General features: G+C 70.5%; 16 protein-coding genes and 1 rRNA gene. 9 read left to right on the forward strand and 8 right to left on the reverse strand.

Annotation, left to right across the window (positions count from 1 at the left end; translation table 11 throughout):
• Positions 1 to 69: 69 nt before the first annotated feature.
• The 3 genes from RMN98_RS15865 to RMN98_RS15875 are packed head-to-tail and all read right to left on the reverse strand — an operon-like array spanning position 70 to position 2,655.
• A complete protein-coding gene (locus RMN98_RS15865) occupies positions 70 to 534 on the reverse strand; it encodes a peroxiredoxin (RefSeq protein ID WP_309649784.1) in 465 nt (154 codons plus the stop codon).
• Positions 531 to 2,165 (reverse strand): AMP-binding protein, encoded by a 1,635-nt coding sequence (locus tag RMN98_RS15870; protein ID WP_309649785.1) that lies wholly within the window; start codon positions 2,163 to 2,165, stop codon positions 531 to 533. The genes RMN98_RS15865 and RMN98_RS15870 overlap by 4 nt, the downstream gene beginning before the upstream one ends.
• Positions 2,166 to 2,214: 49 nt before the next feature.
• Positions 2,215 to 2,655: a DUF3052 domain-containing protein gene (locus RMN98_RS15875; RefSeq protein WP_309649786.1), complete on the reverse strand. Its 441-nt coding sequence runs from the start codon at positions 2,653 to 2,655 to the stop codon at positions 2,215 to 2,217.
• A 212-nt stretch (positions 2,656 to 2,867) separates the two neighbouring features.
• On the opposite strand from RMN98_RS15875, the gene aceE reads away from it, so the two are divergent.
• Positions 2,868 to 5,645 (forward strand): pyruvate dehydrogenase (acetyl-transferring), homodimeric type, encoded by a 2,778-nt coding sequence (gene aceE, locus RMN98_RS15880; RefSeq protein ID WP_397209817.1) that lies wholly within the window; start codon positions 2,868 to 2,870, stop codon positions 5,643 to 5,645.
• 68 nt (positions 5,646 to 5,713) lie between these two features.
• Here aceE and RMN98_RS15885 read toward each other — a convergent pair whose 3' ends face one another.
• Complete coding sequence (locus RMN98_RS15885) at positions 5,714 to 6,667, reverse strand: alpha/beta fold hydrolase (RefSeq protein ID WP_309649788.1); 954 nt, start codon at positions 6,665 to 6,667, stop codon at positions 5,714 to 5,716.
• A 191-nt stretch (positions 6,668 to 6,858) separates the two neighbouring features.
• On the opposite strand from RMN98_RS15885, the gene RMN98_RS15890 reads away from it, so the two are divergent.
• The 7 genes from RMN98_RS15890 (at position 6,859) to RMN98_RS15920 (ending at position 13,873) form a co-directional block, all read left to right on the forward strand.
• Positions 6,859 to 8,049, forward strand: a complete 1,191-nt coding sequence (locus RMN98_RS15890) for a helix-turn-helix domain-containing protein (RefSeq protein ID WP_309649789.1) — start codon at positions 6,859 to 6,861, stop codon at positions 8,047 to 8,049.
• Between the two features lie 78 nt (positions 8,050 to 8,127).
• Positions 8,128 to 9,315 (forward strand): acyltransferase domain-containing protein, encoded by a 1,188-nt coding sequence (locus tag RMN98_RS15895; RefSeq protein ID WP_309649790.1) that lies wholly within the window; start codon positions 8,128 to 8,130, stop codon positions 9,313 to 9,315.
• Positions 9,312 to 10,307 (forward strand): beta-ketoacyl-ACP synthase III, encoded by a 996-nt coding sequence (locus RMN98_RS15900; protein ID WP_309649791.1) that lies wholly within the window; start codon positions 9,312 to 9,314, stop codon positions 10,305 to 10,307. Before RMN98_RS15895 ends, RMN98_RS15900 begins: the two co-directional genes overlap by 4 nt.
• Before the next feature lie 77 nt (positions 10,308 to 10,384).
• Positions 10,385 to 10,630: an acyl carrier protein gene (locus RMN98_RS15905; protein WP_028645031.1), complete on the forward strand. Its 246-nt coding sequence runs from the start codon at positions 10,385 to 10,387 to the stop codon at positions 10,628 to 10,630.
• A 10-nt stretch (positions 10,631 to 10,640) separates the two neighbouring features.
• A complete protein-coding gene (locus tag RMN98_RS15910) occupies positions 10,641 to 11,897 on the forward strand; it encodes a beta-ketoacyl-[acyl-carrier-protein] synthase II (RefSeq protein WP_309649792.1) in 1,257 nt (418 codons plus the stop codon).
• A 101-nt stretch (positions 11,898 to 11,998) separates the two neighbouring features.
• The gene (locus RMN98_RS15915; RefSeq protein ID WP_309649798.1) at positions 11,999 to 13,348 is read left to right on the forward strand and encodes a carboxyl transferase domain-containing protein; all 1,350 of its coding nucleotides are present in this window, start codon (positions 11,999 to 12,001) and stop codon (positions 13,346 to 13,348) included.
• Positions 13,349 to 13,435: 87 nt separating this feature from the next.
• A complete protein-coding gene (locus RMN98_RS15920; RefSeq protein WP_309649793.1) occupies positions 13,436 to 13,873 on the forward strand; it encodes a hypothetical protein in 438 nt (145 codons plus the stop codon).
• 22 nt (positions 13,874 to 13,895) lie between these two features.
• Here the strand turns inward: RMN98_RS15920 and RMN98_RS15925 are convergent, their stop codons facing one another.
• Both RMN98_RS15925 and RMN98_RS15930 read right to left on the reverse strand, forming a co-directional pair.
• Complete coding sequence (locus tag RMN98_RS15925; protein ID WP_397209822.1) at positions 13,896 to 14,417, reverse strand: DUF3145 domain-containing protein; 522 nt, start codon at positions 14,415 to 14,417, stop codon at positions 13,896 to 13,898.
• 150 nt (positions 14,418 to 14,567) lie between these two features.
• Positions 14,568 to 15,491 (reverse strand): alpha/beta hydrolase, encoded by a 924-nt coding sequence (locus tag RMN98_RS15930; protein WP_309649795.1) that lies wholly within the window; start codon positions 15,489 to 15,491, stop codon positions 14,568 to 14,570.
• Between the two features lie 104 nt (positions 15,492 to 15,595).
• Between RMN98_RS15930 and RMN98_RS15935 the strand changes: the two genes are divergently transcribed.
• A complete protein-coding gene (locus RMN98_RS15935; protein WP_309649796.1) occupies positions 15,596 to 16,108 on the forward strand; it encodes a hypothetical protein in 513 nt (170 codons plus the stop codon).
• 24 nt (positions 16,109 to 16,132) lie between these two features.
• Here the strand turns inward: RMN98_RS15935 and RMN98_RS15940 are convergent, their stop codons facing one another.
• Positions 16,133 to 17,014 carry a tetratricopeptide repeat protein gene (locus RMN98_RS15940; RefSeq protein WP_309649797.1) on the reverse strand — a complete coding sequence of 294 codons (882 nt, stop codon included), beginning with the start codon at positions 17,012 to 17,014 and terminating at the stop codon, positions 16,133 to 16,135.
• Between the two features lie 176 nt (positions 17,015 to 17,190).
• Positions 17,191 to 17,285: ribosomal RNA gene (gene rrf / locus RMN98_RS15945) — 5S ribosomal RNA — on the reverse strand; the annotation flags it as partial.

Below are 17,285 nucleotides of genomic sequence, written 5' to 3' on the forward strand. Positions count from 1 at the left end.
CAACAGGTAGAACTCTAGACAAGGCCCCGGGCGTCGTCATCCCTGTCTCATCAAATAGGGGTGATCGGTCTAGGCCACCGCGGTCAGCTGACGCAGGTGCTCGTCGAGGTCACGCCCCTCGGGCATCGCGTTGTGCACGGCCCAGCGCACCAGGCCCTGCTTGTCGATGACGTACGACGACCGGTGCGGCGCCCCGGTCGACTCGTCGAGGACGTCGTAGGCACGCGACACCGCCCCGTGCGGCCAGAAGTCGCTGAGCAGCGGGAAGTTGAGCCCGTCCTGGTCGGCGAAGGCGCGCAGGGCGAACATCGGGTCGCAGGAGATCGCCAGGACCTCGGTGTCGAAGGTCAGGAACTCCGCCAGCCGGTCGCGGATGCCGGCCATCTCGCCGGTGCACACGCCCGAGAAGGCGTAGGGGTAGAAGAAGATCGCCACGGCCTTCGAGCCACGGTAGGACGACAGCGTCACGTCCTGGCCGAACTGGTCCCGCAACGTGAAGTCAGGGGCGGGCCCGCCGAGCTCCAGCCCGGTCACTCCTCACCGCTGTCGGTCGCGGCGTCGCTCTTGGCCAGCTCGCGCTTGAGCACCTTGCCGGTCGCGTTGCGCGGGAGCTCGTCGAGGACGACGATCTCGCGGGGCACCTTGTAGCGGGCGAGGTTCTGCTTGACCCACGCCTTGAGGTCGTCCTCGGTCACCGAGGTGTCGCTCAGCACCACGAAGGCCCGCAGGCGCTTGCCGTAGTCGGCGTCGTCGACGCCCACCGCAGCAGCCTCGACGACCGCCGTGTGACGCGCGAGGCAGTCCTCGACCTCCTTGGGGAAGACGTTCTCGCCGCCGGACACGATCATCTCGTCGTCGCGGCCCTCGACGTAGAGACGGCCGTCCTCACCGAAGCGGCCCACGTCGCCCGACGACATGAGGCCGTCGATCATCTCCTTGTGGCCACCGCCGGTGTAGCCCTCGAAGAGGAGGCTGTTGCCGACGAAGATCCGCCCCGACTCGCCCGCCGGGACCTCACTCCCCTCGGGGTCGTAGATCTTCACCACCGTGGCGTACGGCGGCCGGCCGGCCGAGGAGGGCGCCTCACGGAGGTCCTCGGGCGTCGCGATCGAGGCGTAGGCGACCTCGGTCGAGCCGTAGATGTTGTAGAGGTTGTCGCCGAAGTGGTCCATCCAGTCGAGAGCCAGGTCGCCGGGCAGGGCGGACCCCGACGCCGCGACGACCTTGACGTGGGACAGGTCGTAGGCGGACAGGGTCTTCTCGGGCAGCGCCATGATCCGCTGGAGCATCACCGGGATGACGACCATCGAGTCGCAGCGCTCGGTGGTCGCTGCGCGCAGCGCCTCCTCGGGGTCGAACTTGCGGCGCAGGACGACCGTCGAGCCGAGGAGCATCGCGAGGGCCATGTGGGCGAAGCCCCAGGTGTGGAAGAGCGGCGCAGCGATGTGGGTCCGCCAGCCGTGGCGCAGCGGCATCCGTGAGAGGAGGGCGACGGCAGCGTCGATCCCGGCCTCGTTGCGCGGCGCACCCTTGGGCGTCCCGGTGGTGCCCGAGGTCAGGATCACGATGCGCGTGTGCCGTCCAGGCGGGTCCAGGTCGGCGGTGGACTGACCCGCGATGAGCTGCTCGATCGTCGAGGTCGTCAGGTCGTCGCTGTCGACCCAGGCCACGACACGGTGCTCGATGGTCGCGCCCGAGAGCAGCTCGGTGAACTCCTCGTCGTGGATCACCACCGCCGGCTTCTCCCGCTCGAGGACGTCGGCGAGCTGGGGGCCGGCGAAGGCGGTGTTGAGGTAGAGCAGGTCGGCGCCGAGCTTCGCCACGGCGATGCTGGCATCCACGAAGCCGCGGTGGTTGCGGCACATGACGGCCACGCCGTCGCCCTCGGTGACCCCCTGCGCGCGCAGCGCCCTGGCCAGCGCGTTGGACCGTTCGTGCATCTCGCCGAAGGTCAGCACACCCAGCTCGTCGATCAGGCCGACCTGGCGCGGTGCCCTCAGCGCGAGGGAGGCGAACCCGCCGGCCGGCCCCGTGCCCCAGCTCAGGACGGTCCGGGCGAGCCCGACGAGGACGACCGGCGAGTAGGGCCGGATGATGCCGGACTGCCCGAGCACCTTGGCGGTGACGCCGAGCGCCGAGGCGCGGGTGGAGAGCTTCTGGAGCACGAGGTCGTCCTTGACGTCGAGTTGGGGCGGTCGGTGGGCCGAGCCAGGGTCAGGCAGGCGTCTTGGGCGCCACCAGGCGCGTGGCGGCCCAGTCCTTGCTGACCGCGGCCGTGGTCGTCTGGGCCAGGCCCGCGACCGGCGCCGCCTCGGCGATGTCAGCGGCGTCGACGGCGTTGGGGCGGCCGATCTTCGGCGTCAGCAGCCAGATGACGCCTCCTCCGACCAGGTCGGTGAGCGAGTCGACGAGCCCGTCGACCAGGTCGCCGTCCTCCTTGCGCCACCACAGCAGCACGGCGTCCGCGACGTTGCCGTAGTCACCGTCCACCATGTCCGCGTCGAGGGCGTCCTCGATGGCGACCCTGAGGTCGTCGTCGGTGTCGTTGTCCCAGCCGAGCTCCTGGATGACCATGCCCGGCTTGAAGCCGAGCCTTTCGGCGGGTCCGGTGACAGATCCTGTCTGGGTGGACCCGCCACCCGCGGTCGAGCTCACTGGTTCCTCCAGTCATGGTGCGAGATATCCCGCCGTCAGGCGGGTTGGTGTGGGGAGTAGTCCACCGGAGTTGCGCCACCCGCGCAACCTCTCGTGCCTGTTGTGCACCCGGTGGACCGCTCCGCACCGTACGCGGAGCCCTACCGGGACCGCCGCGTGGGACTACCCGTCAGTAAATTTCTCCGGGTTCTCCCGCGTGCGACGATGGGCGGGTGACCGAAGAAACACCCTCCACTTCAGGCACCCGTCCAGGCACCGTCACCTCCGTGATCCATGAGGGACTGCCGACCCAGCTGCCCGACATCGACCCCGACGAGACCTCCGACTGGCTGGCGTCCTTCGACGACCTGGTCTCGGAGCGCGGCCGCGAACGCGCCCGCTACGTCATGCTGCGACTGCTCGAGAGGGCCCGTGAGAGCAACGTGGGCGTTCCGGCGCTGCGCAGCACCGACTACATCAACACCATCCCGCCCGAGCGCGAGCCGTGGTTCCCCGGTGACCTCGAGGTGGAGCGGCGCATCCGTGCCTTCCTCCGGTGGAACGCCGCGATCATGGTGTCGAGCGCTAATCGCAAGGGCCTGGAGGTCGGCGGCCACATCGCCACCTACCAGTCCTCGGCCAGCCTCTACGAGGTCGGCTTCAACCACTTCTTCCGCGGCAAGGACCACCCCGGCGGGGGCGACCAGATCTACATCCAGGGCCACGGCTCCCCGGGTGTCTACGCGCGCGCCTACCTCGAGGGCCGCCTGAGCGAGGAGCAGCTCTACCGCTTCCGCCAGGAGGTCCAGCACGGGGCCGGCAAGGGTCTGCCCTCCTACCCGCACCCCCGCCTCATGCCGGACTTCTGGGAGTTCCCCACGGTCTCCATGGGGCTCACCGGCATCAACTCCATCTACCAGGCACGCTTCAACCGCTACCTCGCCAACCGCGGCATCAAGGACACCAGCGAGCAGCACGTCTGGGCCTTCCTCGGTGACGGCGAGATGGCCGAGCCCGAGTCGTTGGGTGCGATCCGGATCGCGGCCCGCGAGGAGCTCGACAACCTGACGTGGGTGATCAACTGCAACCTCCAGCAGCTCGACGGCCCGGTCACCGGCAACGGCAAGATCATCCAGGAGCTCGAGGCCAACTTCCGCGGTGCCGGGTGGAACGTCATCAAGGTCGTGTGGGGCCAGGAGTGGGACCCGCTGCTGGCGCGTGACGTCGACGGCGTGCTGGTCAACAAGATGAACACCACCCCCGACGGCGCCTTCCAGACCTACTCCACCGAAGACGGCGGCTACATCCGCGAGAACTTCTTCGGCGGGGACCCGCGCCTGCGCAAGATGGTCGAGCACATGAGCGACCAGCAGATCGTCAAGCTGCCCCGCGGTGGTCACGACTACCGCAAGGTCTACGCGGCGTTCGACGCGGCCAGCAAGCACGTCGGGCAGCCGACCGTGATCCTCGCCAAGACGATCAAGGGCTGGACCATCGACGGGCTGGAGGGCAAGAACGCCAGCCACCAGATGAAGAAGCTCACCCCCGACGACCTCAAGAAGTTCCGCGACCGGCTCTACCTGCCGATCTCCGACCGCGACCTCGAGCGTTCCTACGAGGAGACCGGGGCCGCGCCGTTCTTCCACCCCGGCAAGGACGCCCCCGAGATCGAGTACATGATGGAGCGCCGCAAGGCCCTCGGCGGCTCGGTGCCCAAGCGGGTGCTGCGTGCCAAGAACCTCACGCTGCCCGCCGACAAGGTCTACTCCGAGCTCAAGCAGGGCGGCGGCAAGCACTCCGTCGCCACGACCATGGCCGTCGTCCGGTTGCTCAAGGACTGGATGAAGGACCCCGAGATCGGCAACCGCATCGTGCCGATCGCGCCCGACGAGTACCGCACCTTCGGCATGGACGCGATGTTCCCGTCGGCGAAGGTCTACAACCCGGGCGGTCAGCAGTACGACTCGGTCGACCGCAACATGTTGCTCTCCTACAAGGAGTCCAAGCAGGGCCAGATGCTCCACGAGGGCATCTCCGAGGCCGGCGCGATGGCCTCGGCGACCGCGGCGGGCTCGGCCTACTCCACGCACGGCGAGCACATGATCCCGTTCTACATCTTCTACTCGATGTTCGGGTTCCAGCGCACGGGTGACTCGATCTGGGCCATGGCCGACCAGCTGGCCCGCGGCTTCCTGATCGGGGCCACGGCCGGTCGCACGACGCTGACGGGCGAGGGCCTCCAGCACGCCGACGGCCACTCCCCGCTGATCGCGGCGACCAACCCGGCGGTCGTGCACTCGGACCCCGCCTTCGCCTACGAGGTCGCGCACATCATGCAGTCGGGCCTCGAGCCGATGTACGGAGAGCACGCCGAGGACGTCATCTTCTACCTCACCGTCTACAACGAGCCGGTCCACCAGCCGGCCGAGCCGGAGGGCGTGGACGCCGAGGGCATCCTGCGCGGCATCCACCAGGTCGCGCAGACCGACGGTGACGGTCCACGGGTCCAGCTGCTCGCCTCGGGCGTCGGCTTCCCGTGGGTGACCAAGGCCGCCCAGCTGCTCCGCGAGGAGTGGGGCGTCCAGGCCGACACCTGGTCGGTCACCTCGTGGAACGAGCTCGCCCGCGACGCCATCCAGGCCGAGGAGTGGAACCTCCTCAACCCGGGCGAGGAGCCGCGCCGCGCCTACGTCCGTGACAAGCTCGCGGACGCTCGCGGTCCCGTCGTCGCGGTGTCGGACTACATGTGCGCCGTGCCGCTGCAGATCGCGCGCTGGGTGCCGGGCGACTACCGCGTGCTCGGCGCCGACGGGTTCGGCTTCGCCGACACCCGCCCCGCCGCGCGCCGGTTCTTCCACATCGACGCCGAGTCTGTCGTCGTCCAGGCCCTCCAGGCCCTGGCCGACGCCGGTGAGATCGACCGCGACCAGGTCGTGAAGGCGTTCGAGAAGTACCGCATCGACGACCCCACTGCCGTGTCCGGGGTCAAGCAGGAGGGCGGCGACGCCTAGTCCCTGGGACGAGCAGCACGACGAAGGGCGGTGACCGCGAGGTCACCGCCCTTCGTCGTACGACGCCGTCAGGCGCTGGTGATGCTCGTGACCGTTGCGACGGGGCTGACGGGACCCACCTGGCCGTTGCGCAGCAGGTTGCGCCACTTGGCCCGGCTGTAGGTCGCGGGCTGCGTGGAGCGGATGAACTCGTGCAGGATCTTGGCGAAGCGCTGCGGGTGGTCCTTGTGCGGGAAGTGCCCCGCATTGGGGATGACCTCGATGCGGGCCAGCGGCGCCAGGGCGGCCGCGTTGCTCGCGTGGCGCACCGGGATGACCTTGTCGTCGCGACCCCAGACCACGGACATCGGCATGGCGTCGGTGAGGTAGGCGCGGTCCGCCATCGTGACGATCTGGCCCCTCCAGTCGACCACGGCCCGCACGACGTGCCGGATCGCGTGCCGGGCGTGGGGGTCCTTGAAGGTGTCGAAGATGTCGGCGACCTCGGCTAGGTCACGCGTCGACTTCCACCCCGTGCCGGACAGCGCCCTCATCCCGGCGATCCCGACGTGCCGCACCCCGGGGGCGGTCAGGACGCTCATCACCTGGTGGTAGCCCGGCGTGGTGATCGCCCGGATGATCGGCGCGACCTCGGGCCCGAGCCCACCGGAGGCCACCAGCATCATCCGCTCGGTCCGCTCGGGGAACTGGTAGGCGAACTGCATCGCCACTCCCCCGCCGAAGCTGTGCCCCACCACGGTGACCTTGTCGATGCCGAGCACCGTCAGGAGGTCGCGCATGCCGTTGGCGTAGCCGCCGACGCTGTAGTCGGCACGCGGCTTGTCCGAGCGGCCGTGACCCAACAGGTCGGGTGCGATGACCGTGTAGCGCTTGGCGAGGGTGTCGATGATGGGTGACCAGGTCGTGTGGTCACACCCCAGCCCGTGCAGCAGGAGCACGGCCGGTCCCTGACCCACCTTGACGAACGCGCGCCGGTGCCCGTGGATCGTGAGGTACTGCACGTCGTGCTGTGACTCCGTCACGGAGGCCTCCTGTCACCGGCGAGTTCGAGGATTCAACCAGAGGTCACCCTCCGTTGGCACGAGGACCATCCAGATTTCGAGGAATTCCCTTGCCCACGGGCGAGAACTGCCCATTCGGGTGACGTTCTCGAGCCGTTCGGCCAGTCGACCACCCGCTCCCGGCGGCCTCCCTCTGCGACTAGGGTCGCAGGGTGCCCCGCAGACCGCCCGCCGACCCCCGCCGCCGGGCGGCGATGGCGCTGCAGCGCTCCTCCGGCACCCTCAGCACGGCCGCCATGACCCGCATGGAGGCCGACATGCCGTGGTTTCGCGAGCTGAGCGCCCAGGACCGCTCCTGGGTCGGCCTCATCGTGCAGGCCGGCATCAAGAGCTTCCTCGACTGGTACCGCTCCGACGTGGCCGTCACCGATGCCGAGGGTCCGGCGCTCGCCGCCTCCATCTTCGGGGCCGCACCACGGGCGCTTGCCGGCGTGATCACGCTCCAGCAGACCGTCGACCTGGTCCGGCTCTCGATCGAGGTGGTGGAGACCAACATCGACGGCCTCCTCGACCCCGAGGACGCACCCGCCGTCCACGCCGCCGTGCTCCGCTACGCACGGGAGGTCGCGTTCGCCACCGCCGAGGTCTACGCGAAGGCTGCCGAGGCGCGCGGGGCCTGGGACGCGCGCCTCGAGGCACTGGTGGTCGACTCGGTGCTGAGGGCCGAGACCGACGAGTCCGTCCTCTCCCGGGCGAGCGCCGTCGGCTGGGGCGCCCGCGGCCAGGTCGCCGTGGTCCTCGCGACCATGCCCGAGCGTCGCAACGAGACCGACCTCTTCGACGCCGTACGACGAGCAGCGCGCGAGGTCGGCATGGACGCGCTCTGCGCGGTGCAGGGCGACCGCCTGGTGGTGCTGCTGGGCGGCGTGGAGGACGAGGCGACCGCTGCCGCGCCCCTGGTCGAGCTGGTGGCGGACGGGCCGGTAGTGGTCGGGCCCGTCACCGAGGACCTCGGTCACGCCCACCTCTCCGCGCGCGCGGCGCTCTCGGCCTACCGCGCCGCCTCCGGCTGGCCGGAGGCACCACGTCCGGTGCGTTCGAGCGACCTCCTGCCCGAGCGGGCCCTGGCCGGCGACGGGCACGCCCGGCGCCACCTCGTGGAGGAGATCTACCTCCCGCTGCACCAGGCCCGCGGAACGCTCATCGAGACCCTGGCCGCCTACTTCGCGACGGGGTCCTCGTTGGAGGCGACCGCGCGCGTGCTCTTCGTGCACGCCAACACCGTGCGCTACCGGCTGCGGCAGGTCGCCGAGACGACGGGGTTCTCCCCGTCCCAGCCCCGCGACGCGCTGACCCTCCAGATCGCGCTCGTGCTCGGACGTCAGTCCGGGCGTGAGTTGTAGGAACCCTACAAAGAACCGCCGGTCAGATTCGTCTGCGTCGGACGCGATCCGGGAGCCCCCGAGCGGCACAGTGAAGGGGTGCTCGTCATCGTCGCCCCCGGACAAGGGGCCCAGACCCCCGGCTTCCTCACGCCCTGGCTGGAGGACCCGGTCTTCGGCGCCCGCATCGGCTGGCTCTCGACCGTCGCCGGCCTCGACCTGGCCCACTACGGCACCGAGGCCGACGCCGACACCATCCGTGACACCAAGATCGCCCAGCCCCTGCTGGTCGCGACCGGCCTGGTGGCAGCACTCGAGCTCTTCCCCCACCCGATGGACGCCTTCGAGCGCGTGGGGGCGCTCGCCGGCCACAGCGTGGGTGAGCTCGCCGCGGCAGCCGGCGCCCGCACCATCACCGCCGAGCAGGCCATGGTCCTGGTGCGCGAGCGCGGCAAGGCCATGGCCGATGCAGCAGCCGTGACCCCGACCGGCATGACCGCGGTCCTCGGTGGGGACCGCGACGAGGTCCTGGCCGCCCTGGCCGAGCACGGACTCACCCCGGCCAACGACAACGGCCCGGGCCAGATCGTCGCGGCCGGCACCATGGAGCAGCTCGCGGCGCTCGCCGCCGCTCCCCCGGCCAAGGCGCGGCTGATGCCCCTCACGGTCGCGGGCGCCTTCCACACCACGCACATGCAGCCGGCGGTCGGCCACGTCGCCCGCCTGGCGCAGTCGGTCTCCGTGCACGACCCGCGCATCCCGCTGATCTCCAACAAGGACGGCCACGTCATCCACGACGGTCGCGAGGTCCTCAAGCGCATCGTGGGTCAGATCGCCAGCCCCGTGCGCTGGGACCTGTGCCTCGACACCATGACAGACCTCGGCGTGACCGGCATCTTGGAGATGCCGCCCGCGGGCACCCTGACCGGCATCGCCAAGCGAGCCCTCAAGGGTGTCGAGACCTTCGCCCTCAAGACCCCCGACCAGCTCGACGACGCCCGCGCGTTCTGCGACAAGCACGGCGAGGGCTCGTTGATGAACACGACGCCGACCTGGCGGATGGTCGTCTCCCCCGCCAAGGGCACCTTCCACCTCGACGGCGCGGCGGCTGACGCCGACGTCCTCGAGGCTGGCGCGACGATCGGCGACATCGCCAGCCTGCGCGACCGCATCGTGATCACCGCGGCCCACGGCGGCGAGGTCGTCGAGTGGCTCGTCGAGGACGGCGACCTGGTCTCCCCGGGGCAGCCCCTCCTGCGCCTCCACCCCGTGGGCAGCTACTCGTGATCACCCCCAGCACCGGCTCGACCCACACCGCCATCCTGGGAGTCGGCGCCTACCGACCCGACCGCATCGTCCCCAACTCCGAGATCGTCGACGCGATCGAGTCGAGCGACGAGTGGATCCAGCAACGCTCGGGCATCAAGGAGCGTCGCTTCGCGGGACCGCACGAGAGCGTGCAGATGATGTCCGTCGCAGCGGCACGCATCGCGCTCGAGCGCGCCGGCATCGATGCCCGGCAGATCGACTGCGTCGTCGTGGCCACTGTCAGCCACCTCATGCAGACACCCGCCGTCGCCACCCTCGTTGCCCACGAGCTCGGCACCGACGACGCAGCGGCCTTCGACATCTCCGCGGCCTGCGCCGGCTTCTGCCACGGCGTGGCCATGGCCAGTGACTTCGTGCGCGCGGGCAGCGCCGGCCACGTGCTGGTCATCGGGGTCGAGCGGCTCTCCGACATCACCGACCCGACCGACCGCGGGACGGCGTTCATCTTCGCCGACGGCGCCGGTGCGGTCGTCGTCGGACCGAGCGAGACCCCGGGCATCGGTCCGGTCGTGTGGGGCTCGCAGGGCGAGCACTTCGACCACATCCGGCAGCGCGAGGACTGGCGCGACGTGCTCGCCGGCGAGAGCCCCTCCATGCCCTACCTGAAGATGGAGGGCAACGCGGTCTTCCGTTGGGCCGCCTTCGCGATGGCCAAGGTCGGCCAGGAGGCCCTCGACCGGGCCGGCGTGACTGCCGACGAGCTCGACTGCTTCATCCCCCACCAGGCCAACATGCGCATCGTGGACGCCCTGGCGCGCTCCATGAAGCTGCCCTCCACGATCCGCATCGCCCGCGACATCGCTGAGATGGGCAACACGTCGGCTGCCTCGGTCCCGCTCGCGCTCGACCGGATGGTCGCCGACGGAGAGGCCCGCTCGGGCGACCTCGCCCTGCTCATCGCCTTCGGCGCCGGCCTGGCCTACGCGGCCCAGGTCGTCGTCGTCCCCTGATCGCACCACCCCGAGCACCACCCGCACCACCCCCAGACGCACCACCTCAGTGAAACCACACAGATAAGGAAGCCACCATGGCCACCACCGAAGAGATCCGCGCCGACCTCGCCGAGATCGTCAACGAGGTCGCCGGCATCGACGCCGACGACGTCCAGCTCGACAAGTCCTTCGTCGACGACCTCGACGTCGACTCGCTGTCCATGGTCGAGGTCGTCGTGGCTGCCGAGGAGAAGTTCGGCGTCTCCATCCCCGACGACGAGGTCAAGAACCTCAAGACGGTCGGGGACGCGGTCGCGTTCATCGAGCGCGCCCAGGCCTGAGAGCCACTCTATGAGCAGCCGCACGCGCGTCTTCGTCACCGGCATGGGCACCACCAGCCCGGTCGGTGGCGACGTTGCCAGCACCTGGGACTCCCTCATCAACGGTCGGTCGGGCATCCGCCACCTCACGGAGGACTGGGCCCAGGACATGGCCGTCAAGATCGCCGGCCGCATCGCCGTCGAGCCGACCGAGGTCCTCGAGCGGGTCAAGGCCCGTCGACTCGACCGCTCGTCGCAGTTCGCGATGGTCGCCGCGATGGAGGCTTGGCGCGATGCCGGTCTCGAGGGGTCCGTCCAGGACGGCACCGTCGATGGTGACCGGGTCGGCGTGGCGATGGCCTCCGGCATCGGCGGGGTCAACACGCTGCTCGCCAACTACGACATCCTCAAGGAGAAGGGACCCCGACGGGTCTCTCCCCTGGCTGTCCCGATGCTCATGCCCAACGCACCGGCTGCCAACATCAGCCTCTACATCGGGGCCCGGGCCGCGGTGAACACCCCGGTGTCCGCCTGCGCCTCGGGCAACGAGGGCATCGCGCTGGCGCTCGACCAGATCCGTCTGGGCCGAGCCGACGTGGTCGTCGCGGGCGGCACCGAGGCAGCGATCCACCCGCTGCCGATGGCGGCCTTCGCCAACATGATGGCGCTGTCCAAGAACGCCGGGGACCCGACCACCGTGTCGCGCCCCTGGGACACCGGCCGCGACGGCTTCGTCCTCGGCGAGGGCGCCGGCGTCCTGGTGCTGGAGTCCGAGGAGCACGCCCGTGCTCGCGGAGCCCGCATCTACGCGGAGGTCCTCGGTGCTGGGATCACCGCCGACTCCCACGACATCGCGCAGCCCGACCCCCAGGGTCGTGGGGGCTCGCGCGCCATCCTGCGCGCGCTCCACGAGTCCGACATCTCCCCCGAGGACATCGCGCACGTCAACGCCCACGCGACGTCGACGCCTCAGGGCGACATCGCCGAGGGCCTGATGCTCCACGCGACGCTCGGCGCCCACGCCGAGCGCGTGGTCGTCACGAGCACCAAGTCGATGACCGGTCACCTGCTCGGCGGCGCGGGCGCGCTCGAGTCGATCGCGACGGTCCTGGCCCTGCACCACCGCCTGGTCCCGCCCACGATCAACCTCGACGACCTCGACCCGCAGGTCCACCTCGACATCGCCACCAAGCCGCGCGACCTGCCGGCCGGCGACATCGCCGCGCTCAACAACTCCTTCGGCTTCGGTGGCGCCAACGTGGCCGTCGCCTTCGGGAGCGCCTCGTGACCACGTCGGTCGAGCCGGCCGCCGGCACCCGCGTGCCCAAGCCGGTCAAGGTGCCCCGGGACGAGGACCCCCGCAACCCCATCACCCGCTTGCGTGCGCTGATGGACGAGGGGTCGCTGGAGCTGATCACCCCCGACGACGACTCCGGCATGATCGCGGCCGTGGGGCTGGTCGACGGGACCCGCGTCGTCGCCTTCTGCTCCGACGCCACCGTCATGGGTGGCGCCATGGGCGACGTCGGCTGCCGCGTCGTGGTCGACGCCTACCACCGGGCGATGACCGACCAGCTGCCGATCATCGGCCTGTGGCACTCCGGGGGCGCCCGGCTCGCCGAGGGGGTCCTGTCGCTGCACGCGGTGGGCCGGATCTTCCAGATCATGACCCAGGCGTCGGGCAAGATCCCGCAGATCTCCGTCGTGCTCGGCCCGGCCGCCGGCGGCGCGGCCTACGGTCCGGCGCTCACCGACGTCGTCATCCTCGGCCCCGAGGGACGCATCTTCGTGACCGGCCCCGACGTCGTCCGCTCGGTCACCGGCGAGGCCGTCGACATGCTGCGCCTCGGCGGACCCGAGCCCCACGGCCGGCGCTCCGGCGTGGTGCACATCCTCACCGACTCCGAGCAGGACGCGCTCGACCGCGCCCGCGACGTCGCGTCGCTCCTGGGCTCGCAGGGCAGCCTCCGGGTCGCCGACGTCGAGGACCGCGACCTCGCCTCGATGCTGCCCGAGTCCAAGAAGCGCGCCTACGACGTGCACCCGCTCGTCGAGAGTGTGCTCGACGACGGCTCCATGCAGGAGCTCCACGCCAAGTGGGCGCCCAACATCGTCACCGCCCTCGGCCGCTTCGGTGGCCGCACGGTCGGCGTCGTCGCCAACAACCCGTTGCGCCTCGGCGGCTGCCTCGACTCCCTGTCGGCCGAGAAGGCCTCCCGGTTCGTCCGCATGTGCGACGCCTTCGGGGTCCCACTGATCGTGCTGGTCGACGTGCCCGGCTACCTGCCGGGGGTCGGCCAGGAGTGGGACGGCGTCGTACGACGTGGTGCCAAGCTGCTGCACGCCTTCGGCGAGTGCGTGGTCCCCCGCGTCACGCTGGTGACCCGCAAGACCTACGGCGGCGCCTACATCGCGATGAACTCCCGCTCGCTGGGTGCCACGAGGGTGTTCGCCTGGCCGGGGGCCGAGGTGGCCGTGATGGGCGCCGTCGCAGCCGTGCGGATCCTGCACCGCCGCAAGCTCGCCGAGGTGTCGGTCGAGATCCGGCCCACGGTCGAGGCCGAGCTGGCGGCCGAGCACGAGCGGATCGCCGGCGGCGTCGACAGGGCCGTGGAGATCGGTGTCGTCGACGAGGTGGTCACGCCCGATCGCACTCGTTCCGCGATCGCTCGCGCTATCGACGAGGCGGTGCAGAGCCGCGGGGTCCTCCACGGGCAGCACGGCAACATCCCGCTCTGAGGACTCCCACCGGGCGGTTTGACCGTAACCGGGAGGATGGCGTCGCGTTGTACCTATGACGTCCATCACTCACACGGAGGATTCGTGATGCTGCGCTCTGCGACTCTCGGGACCCTGACCGCCCTCGTCATGACCATGGGCGGTGTCGGGGTGACCCAGGCCACCTCGAGCGCTGCGCCTGCGGCCGACACGACCGGCGCCGCGTCCTGGGGCAGCACCAAGGCCCCCGACCAGATCTTGCGCAAGGGATGTCGCAACTACCGCTTCGCCTACAAGATCACCACGCCCAACAACGAGTGGCAGGCGGAGATGTTCATCAGCGACCCCAGGGGCCGCCCGATCGCCAGCGTCCTGGCCGATGCCGGCTCCCAGCCGCGACAGGACGTCACGACCTTCCGCACCTGCCGCGCCTCCACCACCCCCGGCCGTTTCAGGATCCGCATGCGCGTGACCTACACCGAGGGCTACGAGAAGCACGTCGGCTTCGTGAAGCCGAGCTACTTCCGACTCATCACCCCGCGCTGACGCGCGAGCGGCCCGTCCGACCTCAGACGACCTGGTGCAGCCACCGCACCGGCGCCCCGTCGCCGGCGTGGCGGAAGGTCTCGAGCTCGTCGTCCCACGGCTTGCCCAGCAGCCGGTCGATCTCCACCAGCAGCGTGGTGTCCCCCAGCGCCGCCTTGACGACGGCGGCCTTCAGCCGGTCCTCGGGGATCATGATGTCGCCGTGCAGGCCCGTGACGGCGTGGAAGACGCCCAGCTCGGGGGTGGAGGAGAAGCGTGTCCCCTCGGTGGCCGACGTGGGCTCCTCGGTCACCTCGAAGCGCAGGTGGTTCCACCCGCGCAGGGCGGAGGCCATCTGGGCGGCCGAGCCGGCCGAGCCGACCCAGGAGAGCTCGGCGCGGTAGGCGCCGGCCTGGGCGGGCTGGGGGGTCCACTCCATGCTCACGGCAACGCCGAGAACGCCCCCCACGGCCCACTCGATGTGCGGGCACAACGCGGAAGGCGCGGAGTGGACGTAGATGACGCCCCTCGTTGCCGCGTGGGTTGCAGTGCGTGCGGTCACCATGACCTCCTTCATCGTCGGCGCGAGCTACGCCTTCCCCAGCGGTCTCACAGTCGATGAACGGTCAGTCAAGTGACAGGTGTGTAGTTATGACCCCAGTGTGACGCATGCGGCCCCTGAGCACCAGTGCAATCGCGCAGAAGAACGCCTCGGTCAGCTCGTGGCCGTCGTCGCCGTACGCCGGGGGCCGAGCTCCATCAGCGTGGCGATGACCTCCTCCGCGATGCCCAGGCCCCCGAGGTGACTCTCCCCGTCGATCACGGTCATGGTCGCATCCGGCAAGCGGTCGACCATGTGCTGTCCGTGCCGGAACGGCACGATGTGGTCGTCGTCGCCGTGCCACCACCGCACCGGGACGCTCACGTCGGCCGCTCGGAAGCCCCAGTCGCGGGTGAAGAGCACCAGGTCGCTCAGCGGGGCCGAGGTCTGGAAGCGGCTTCCGTTGAGCAGGTCGTCGAGGAACATCGCCTTGAACTCCGGGCGCGAGAGCAGGTTCTTGTCCCCCGGCGGCTGCACTGCGGCGTAGAGGTCGAGCCCCGGGCCCGCCAACGGCTTCACCAGGCGGATCGCCCCCGTGAGCGCGATCCCCAACGGCACCCGCCCCACGGTGAGCAGCGGGGCAAGTGCCACCGCCAGCTGGATGATCCCGCCCTCGGCGGCATCCGGACCCGCGGTGGGAGCCACCCCGCCGAGGACCCCGACACCGTGGACGCGCTCGGGCAGGGCCGCACCGGCCGCGAGGACGTAGGGGCCGCCGCCCGAGAGCCCGATCAGGCGACAGGTGTCGACCGCCAGTGCATCGAGGAGCAAGGCCAGGTCCCCGGTCCAGTCGACGAGGTTCGGGTAGAGGTGCGGGGTGGAGGAGCCGATGCCGGGACGATCGATCCCGATGATCCGCAAGCCGTGCACCTCGGCGTAGTGCCGCGCCTCGAAGGGGATCTGCCGGCGGGCTCCCGGTGTGCCGTGCATCCACACGATCGCCGGCCCACGCGGGGCGCCGTACTCCGCAAAGCTGAGGCGCCGCCCGTCACGGACCGCGACGGTGCCCTCGAGCGCCGGACGCTCTACTGTGCTCATGGGCGGAGTCTGTCACCTGGGAAGCGCAGCCCCCAGGTGGTCCAGCAGGTGCGACGGGGCGTCGGAGCACCACACGCCCCCTGCCCAGGGCCTACTCTCTGCGCATGAGCACACCCACCGACCTGCAGGTGCCACGTCGCCCGCGGGCCGGAGTCGTCGTCCGCGTGCTGCTGGCCCTCGTGGTGGTCGCCTTCGTCGTCTGGTTCACGACCAGCCCCGCCGCGCTCCCGACGTCGGACACGACCATCTCCGTGTCGACCCCTGCCTCGACCCCGGTCTACGTCGGCGTCTTCGCACCGGCCGCCGACTTCGACCGGGAGCTGCACCTGTCAGGCGTCAAGGTGCACGCCACGGCCAACACCGAGGTGACGGTGACTCCGTTGCTGTGCATCGGCGGCACGGTCGGGGTCACGACGGAGCCCGACCGCTTCTGTCCGGAGCTGGTCAACCCTGAGGGTCGCACGTTGGGAGAGGGAGACGCGATCGTGCTCGAGGTGTCCAGCGAGCTCGCTGCGATCGCGGTCATCGACCGCGTGCGGCTCGGCTTCCGCGACGGACTCCAGTGGGGCACGCTCGAGGCTGGCAGTGGCGCGACGGTACGCATCCTCGGACGATGATCACGGCGCCACGGCCGTTCGGCGTCAGACGCCGAGCTTCTTCTCCAGGATCTCGGCACGCTGAGCGGCGTCGGTCATCTCGTCGCTGTCGACCGCGTGCGTGCGGTGGAACCACATCAGCGCATCGGTGTCACGTCCCGCTGCCTCGAGGGTGTCCGCGTAGGCGTAACGCAGCCGCGTCACCCAGGGTGCACGGCTCTTGGACGTCAACGGAGCCAGCTCCAGGGTGCGGAGGGCGGCGTCCAGCTGACCCATGTCGCGGCGGGCGCCGGACTCGACCAGGGTCATCTCCGCCTTGGCCTCGGGGGCGAAGTTGACGACCGAGGGGCTCTTGGCGAGCTTGAGCGCCATCTCGGGCTGCTTCAGCGCCCGGTGGCAGTCGGCCATGATCGGCAGGTAGGCCGTGGCGCCGTTCATGCGCTTCGCGGCACGCAGCTCGGCCAGCGCCTCGGCGTAGTGCCCGGCAGCGTACGCAGCCTCGCCGGCAGCCTCACGCACGACGGCCAGGCGGGGCGCGCGGACCCGCGCTGCCAGCGCGTGCTGATAGGCGGTCTCGGGATCCTCGTCGACCAGCTGACCGGCAGCGACCATGTGACGCGCGATGCGGTTGGCGAGCTTCTCCGGAAGTCCCTTGAGCTGGGCGCCGATGGAGCGGTCCAGCTCCTGGCCGGTGATCTCCTCAGGCAGGTCCGGCCCGTCGTAGAGCGCCTGCTCCTGCGTGCGGGCGGCCTGCTTGTCCTCGGGACGCTTCCAGTCCCCCGACCGGGCGGGACGGCCCTTGCCGCTGTCGCCGCGCGAGCCGCTCGGCTTGCCTGCGCCGCGACGGTCCTGACCGGGCTTGCCGCCGGTACGGCGGTCCTCCCCCGGCTTGCCACTGTCGCGGCGATCGTTCGAGCGACCTCCCACGGCGGGCTTCCCGGTCGACCGACCGGATGCTCCAGCGCCGCGAGCGGGCCGCTGACCTCGACGATCCTCAGCCACGATGACTCCTTCTATTCACATCTGCGGCCGTGCGGCCGTCGTAGTCCTACAGCGTAATAGCAGCAGGGCCACCTCGTGTGAGGTGGCCCTGCGCAATATTTGTCCGGCGGCGTCCTACTCTCCCACAGCCTCTCGACTGCAGTACCATTGGCGCTGGCAGGCTTAACTTCCGGGTTCGGGATGGGACCGGGTGTTT

The organism is Nocardioides sp., assembly GCF_031397825.1.
In the GTDB taxonomy this organism is placed as follows: domain Bacteria; phylum Actinomycetota; class Actinomycetes; order Propionibacteriales; family Nocardioidaceae; genus Nocardioides.